The sequence below is a fragment of the uncultured Caballeronia sp. genome (assembly GCF_964243625.1).
GTDB lineage: Bacteria > Pseudomonadota > Gammaproteobacteria > Burkholderiales > Burkholderiaceae > Caballeronia.
In genome coordinates, this window is the sequence record NZ_CAXTGZ010000454.1 from 1 (window position 1) to 4,984 (window position 4,984).

A 4,984-nucleotide genomic window follows, 5' to 3' on the forward strand; every position below is an offset into this window, starting at 1 on the left:
GCGAGCGCTTCGGCTTCGAACACCTCGGCTTCGCCATCGGCTGCGAAGATCCTGGCAGAGAAGAACGTCTCGAGCGATCAGGTATCGGGTTCGGGCCGCGATGGCCGTGTCACGAAGGGCGATGCACTGGCCGCCACGCAAGGCACGCCGGCTGTTGCCGCTGCGTCCGCGCCGGCTGCAAAAGCGCCGGCCGCGAAGGCTCCGGCTGCTGCCAAGCCGTCCCTGCCGGACGTGAAGGCGCCGGGCGCCGACCAGTGGTTGAAGGACCGTCCGGAACAGCGCGTGCCGATGTCGCGTCTGCGCGCCCGCATTGCCGAGCGTCTGCTCGAGTCGCAGCAGACCAACGCCATCCTGACCACGTTCAACGAAGTGAACATGGCGCCGGTGATGGACCTGCGCAACAAGTACAAGGACCGCTTCGAGAAGGAACATGGCGTGAAGCTCGGCTTCATGTCGTTTTTCGTGAAGGCCGCCGTTCATGCGCTCAAGAAGTTCCCGCTGGTGAATGCGTCGATCGACGGTAACGACATCGTATATCACGGTTACTTCGATATCGGTATCGCGGTCGGTTCGCCGCGCGGTCTGGTGGTGCCGATCCTGCGCAACGCCGATCAACTGAGCCTCGCCGAGATCGAGAAGAAGATCGCCGAGTTCGGTGCGAAGGCACGCGACGGCAAGCTGTCGATCGAAGAAATGACGGGCGGCACGTTCTCGATCTCGAACGGCGGTGTGTTCGGCTCCATGTTGTCGACGCCGATCATCAACCCGCCGCAATCGGCCATTCTGGGCGTGCACGCAACGAAGGAACGCGCCGTGGTCGAGAACGGCCAGATCGTGATCCGCCCGATGAACTACCTGGCGTTGTCCTACGATCACCGGATCATCGACGGTCGTGAAGCGGTGTTGTCGCTGGTTGCGATGAAGGATGCGCTGGAAGATCCGGCTCGCTTGCTGCTGGACCTGTGATCCCTGCCGTGCCCTCGCAGTTGCTCTTTTAATCCAGCATTAAGACCTTATTTAGGACTCGTGGCACGCTCGATAGACTCGGGCGCGCCATGTATCCAACAAGAGAAGGATAGTCATGTCCAAAGAATTTGATGTCGTCGTGATTGGTGCAGGCCCTGGCGGTTACATCGCGGCGATTCGCGCGGCGCAACTCGGCAAGTCGGTTGCATGTATTGAAAGCTGGAAGAACCCGGCGGGTACCCTGAAGCTCGGCGGCACGTGTCTGAACGTGGGTTGCATCCCGTCGAAGGCGCTGCTGGCTTCGTCGGAAGAGTTCGAAAACGTCTCGCATCACCTCGGCGATCACGGTATCAACGTGGGCGACGTGAAGCTCGATATCTCGAAGATGCTTGCTCGCAAGGACGGCATTGTCGAGAAGATGACGAAGGGGATCGAATTCCTGTTCCGCAAGAACAAGATCACGTGGCTCAAGGGTCACGGCAAGTTCACCGGCAAGACGGACGCCGGCGTGCAGATCGAAGTGAGTGGCGAAGCGGAAACCGAAACGGTGACGGCGAAGAACGTGATCATCGCGACGGGTTCGAAGGCGCGTCACCTGCCGGCCATTCCGGTCGACAACAAGATCGTGTCGGACAACGAAGGCGCGCTGACATTTGATTCGGTGCCAAAGAAGCTGGCCGTGATCGGCGCCGGCGTGATCGGTCTGGAACTGGGTTCGGTGTGGCGTCGCCTGGGTGCCAGCGTGACGGTGCTCGAAGCGTTGCCCGCGTTCCTCGGCGCATGCGACGAATCGCTTTCGAAAGAAGCCGCGAAGCAGTTCAAGAAGCAAGGTCTCGACATTCATCTCGGCGTGAAGATCGGCGAAGTGAAGACGACCGATTCGAGTGTCTCGGTGGCGTACACGGACAAGGACGGCAACGCGCAAACGCTCGACGCCGACCGTTTGATCGTGTCGATCGGCCGCGTGCCGAATACGGACAATCTCGGCCTGGAAGCAATCGGCCTCAAGACGGACGAACGCGGTTTTGTTCCCGTTGATGACCACTGCGCGACGAGCGTGCCGAACGTGTACGCAATCGGCGACGTGGTGCGTGGCCCGATGCTCGCGCACAAGGCGGAAGACGAAGGCGTGCTGGTGGCCGAGATCATCGACGGTCAGAAGCCGCATATCGACTACAACTGCATTCCGTGGGTGATCTACACCGAACCGGAAATTGCGTGGGTCGGCAAGACGGAACAGCAGCTCAAGGCCGAAGGCCGCGAGATCAAGACCGGCCAGTTCCCGATGATGGCCAATGGTCGCGCACTCGGCATTGGCAAGGCGGACGGTTTCGTGAAGATGATCGCCGACGCCAAGACCGACGAATTGCTCGGTTGCCACATCATTGCGGCCAATGCGTCGGACCTGATCGCCGAAGCGGTTGTGGCGATGGAGTTCAAGGCGGCATCGGAAGATATCGGCCGGATCTGCCATCCGCATCCGTCGTTGTCGGAAGTGATGCGCGAAGCCGCGCTCGCCGTCGACAAGCGCGCGCTCAACATGTAATTGCAGCAGGTTTGAGCAGCATGACGAAGGCGGGCGGGAGTTATCCCGCTCGCCTTTGTTTTGTCCGTCGTCTTCAGTCTCCCTGGCCTTGAAACCGCGCACCATGAACGTCACCGAATACTACGAACACGAACTAGAGACGCGGGGTTATCAGTCGGACGCCGCCCAACTCGCGGCGGTCGAACGTCTGCAGCGCTGCTACGACGAATGGGTCGCGTACAAGGCGCGCCGTTCTAACGCGTTCAAGAAGCTGATCTCGCGCCCGGACTTGCCGCGCGGCGTGTACATGTGGGGCGGCGTGGGGCGCGGCAAGAGCTTTTTGATGGACAGCTTCTTTGCGGTCGTGCCGGTGCAGCGCAAGACGCGTCTTCATTTTCACGAGTTCATGCGCGAGGTGCATCGCGAACTGGAAGAACTGAAGGGCACGGCCGATCCGCTCGATGAACTCGCGCGGCGCGTAGCCAAGCGGTACAGGCTGATCTGCTTTGACGAGTTTCACGTCTCCGATATCGCCGATGCCATGATCCTGTATCGCCTGCTCGACCGTTTGTTTGGCGCGGGCGTGCAGTTCGTGATGACGTCGAACTATGACCCGGATTTGTTGTATCCCGATGGTTTGCATCGTGACCGGTTGCTGCCTGCCATCGAGCTGATCAAGTCGAAGCTCGACGTGATCAATGTCGATGCCGGCACGGATTATCGCAAGCGCACGTTGTCGCAAGTGAAGGCCTACCATACGCCGCTCGGTGCGGCCGCTGACCAGGCGCTGCGCGCCGACTTTGCGAAGCTCGCCGCCGTGCCCGACGAAAGCCCGATCCTGCGTATCGAGAAGCGTGAACTGAAGGCGTTGCGCAAAGCCGATGGCGTTGTCTGGTTCGACTTCGCCACGCTCTGCGGCGGCCCGCGATCGCAGAACGACTACCTCGAACTGGCGAGCCGCTTTCACGCGGTCATCCTGTCCGAAGTCCCGAAGATGTCGCCGCGCAATGCGTCGGAGGCGCGCCGCTTTACGTGGCTGATCGATGTGTTCTATGACCACAAGGTGAAGCTCTTGATGTCGGCCGAAGTGCCGGCCGAAGAGTTGTACGTGGAAGGTCCAATGGCGAACGAATTTGCGCGCACGGTCTCGCGGATCACGGAGATGCAGTCCAAGGAATATCTGGAGTCCGAACGCAGGCTCGTCGATACGTCGCTGACCTGATGACGTCAGCCGACAGGACAGTCGACAATGCGAGACTCATAATTTCGTCGTCAGGTTAGTGCTGCAAGGCTTGGCGCGCTATTTCAAGATTCGGACATGTCTGATACCGGCGTTTCGGGCGGATGGGTATCTTCTAATCACTTACTTGTGATTGGAGGAAACCATGAAGCCTTACCGCGATATGTCCGACGAAGAATGGCAATTGGTGGCGCCGCTTCTGCCCGAATTGCGTCCCCGTTCAGAGTTGCGCGGCCGGCCGCTCGCCAACACCCGCGCCGTGCTCAACGGCGTGTTGTGGGTGATGTACAGCGGTGCTTCATGGTCCACGCTGCCGCGCAAATATCCGTCGTACCAGACGTGTCATCGCCGCTTCAAGGCGTGGCATGATTCGGGCGTACTGGCTCGTGTGATGCAGCAGTTGTTTGGCGGCGCGAGTGAAGGTCTGTATTCGCTGATGACATCGCGTATGCGCGTGCCAGTTGAACTGCCCGCAGGCCTTGGCGATCACGTAGCCGATCCGGTAACTGGCGCATCAGTGAATGGTGATGCCCGTGTGGTGTTCGTTCCGATCGTGCAGGCGCCCAATCCGGCGCCGGCAGATTACACCGACGGCGCGCGTCGCGCAGCGTAATCGTGCAAATAGAAACCCGGCTGTAGATCTGAATCTGCAGCCGGATTTTTCTGCATCAAAGCCGCACAAGTTTATTGCTGCCTGATCCAGGTCTGCGAGCGCCCAAGCAGCGACACCCCAATATACCCGCGGACCACGAGCTTCTGGCCGTCGTCGTCGAGATGCATCTTGCACTTGTACGACTTGCCGTTCTCCGGGTCGAGAATCTGGCCACCATCCCACGCATCGCCATCAGGCTTCATGCCGTTGATGATCGTCATGCCCTTGACCAATTGATCCTTGCGTGAATCGGTGCAGGCTGTGCACCGGCGGGTAGGGTCATTGTTGCTGCCAATCCCCTCGAGGATCTTGCCGGAAAGCGTGCCGTCGCTTTCCTGGACGATTTGAACCACGGCTTTGGGCTGGCCGGTTGCATCGTCGATGGTTTGCCAGAGTCCCGCCGGCGATGCCGCCTGTGCAAGCGTACTTGCAGCCGATGCGAGCAATGCGCCGGCCAGCAAGATGCGTTTGAATTGCCGATGCGCGCGCTCAGTCGTACTCGTCATGCTTCCTCCTGGAGGTGAAACGTCTCTTGATGTGTTGGCCGCTTCATGCGCCATTGTTTGGCGCACAGAATACGTCAAAGCAACAAGGACGTTTG

5 protein-coding genes are annotated in these 4,984 nt (G+C 59.9%); 4 read left to right on the plus strand and 1 reads right to left on the minus strand.

Features of this window, described 5'->3' with window-relative positions:
- The 4 genes from odhB to ACFFAR_RS24470 all read left to right on the plus strand — a co-directional run.
- The coding region (gene odhB / locus ACFFAR_RS24455) for a 2-oxoglutarate dehydrogenase complex dihydrolipoyllysine-residue succinyltransferase (RefSeq protein WP_375508613.1) at positions 1–966 on the plus strand (966 nt) is incomplete at its 5' end.
- Between the two features lie 115 nt (positions 967–1,081).
- Positions 1,082–2,512, plus strand: a complete 1,431-nt coding sequence (gene lpdA / locus ACFFAR_RS24460; RefSeq protein ID WP_061999630.1) for a dihydrolipoyl dehydrogenase — start codon at positions 1,082–1,084, stop codon at positions 2,510–2,512.
- A gap of 103 nt (positions 2,513–2,615) precedes the next feature.
- Positions 2,616–3,713, plus strand: a complete 1,098-nt coding sequence (zapE, locus tag ACFFAR_RS24465) for a cell division protein ZapE (RefSeq protein ID WP_062000890.1) — start codon at positions 2,616–2,618, stop codon at positions 3,711–3,713.
- A 163-nt stretch (positions 3,714–3,876) separates the two neighbouring features.
- A complete protein-coding gene (locus ACFFAR_RS24470) occupies positions 3,877–4,344 on the plus strand; it encodes a transposase (RefSeq protein ID WP_119024643.1) in 468 nt (155 codons plus the stop codon).
- A gap of 71 nt (positions 4,345–4,415) precedes the next feature.
- Here the strand turns inward: ACFFAR_RS24470 and ACFFAR_RS24475 are convergent, their stop codons facing one another.
- Positions 4,416–4,889: a DUF2147 domain-containing protein gene (locus ACFFAR_RS24475; protein WP_061999629.1), complete on the minus strand. Its 474-nt coding sequence runs from the start codon at positions 4,887–4,889 to the stop codon at positions 4,416–4,418.
- Between the last annotated feature and the right edge of the window lie 95 nt (positions 4,890–4,984).

What these genes read in the sequence shown, in the direction of transcription:
- lpdA (WP_061999630.1), top strand. Translation starts at nt 1,082, where the DNA reads ATGTCCAAAGAATTTGATGTCGTCGTGATTGGTGCAGGCCCTGGCGGT.
- zapE (WP_062000890.1), top strand. Translation starts at nt 2,616, where the DNA reads ATGAACGTCACCGAATACTACGAACACGAACTAGAGACGCGGGGTTAT.
- ACFFAR_RS24470 (WP_119024643.1), top strand. Translation starts at nt 3,877, where the DNA reads ATGAAGCCTTACCGCGATATGTCCGACGAAGAATGGCAATTGGTGGCG.
- ACFFAR_RS24475 (WP_061999629.1), bottom strand. Translation starts at nt 4,889, where the DNA reads ATGACGAGTACGACTGAGCGCGCGCATCGGCAATTCAAACGCATCTTG.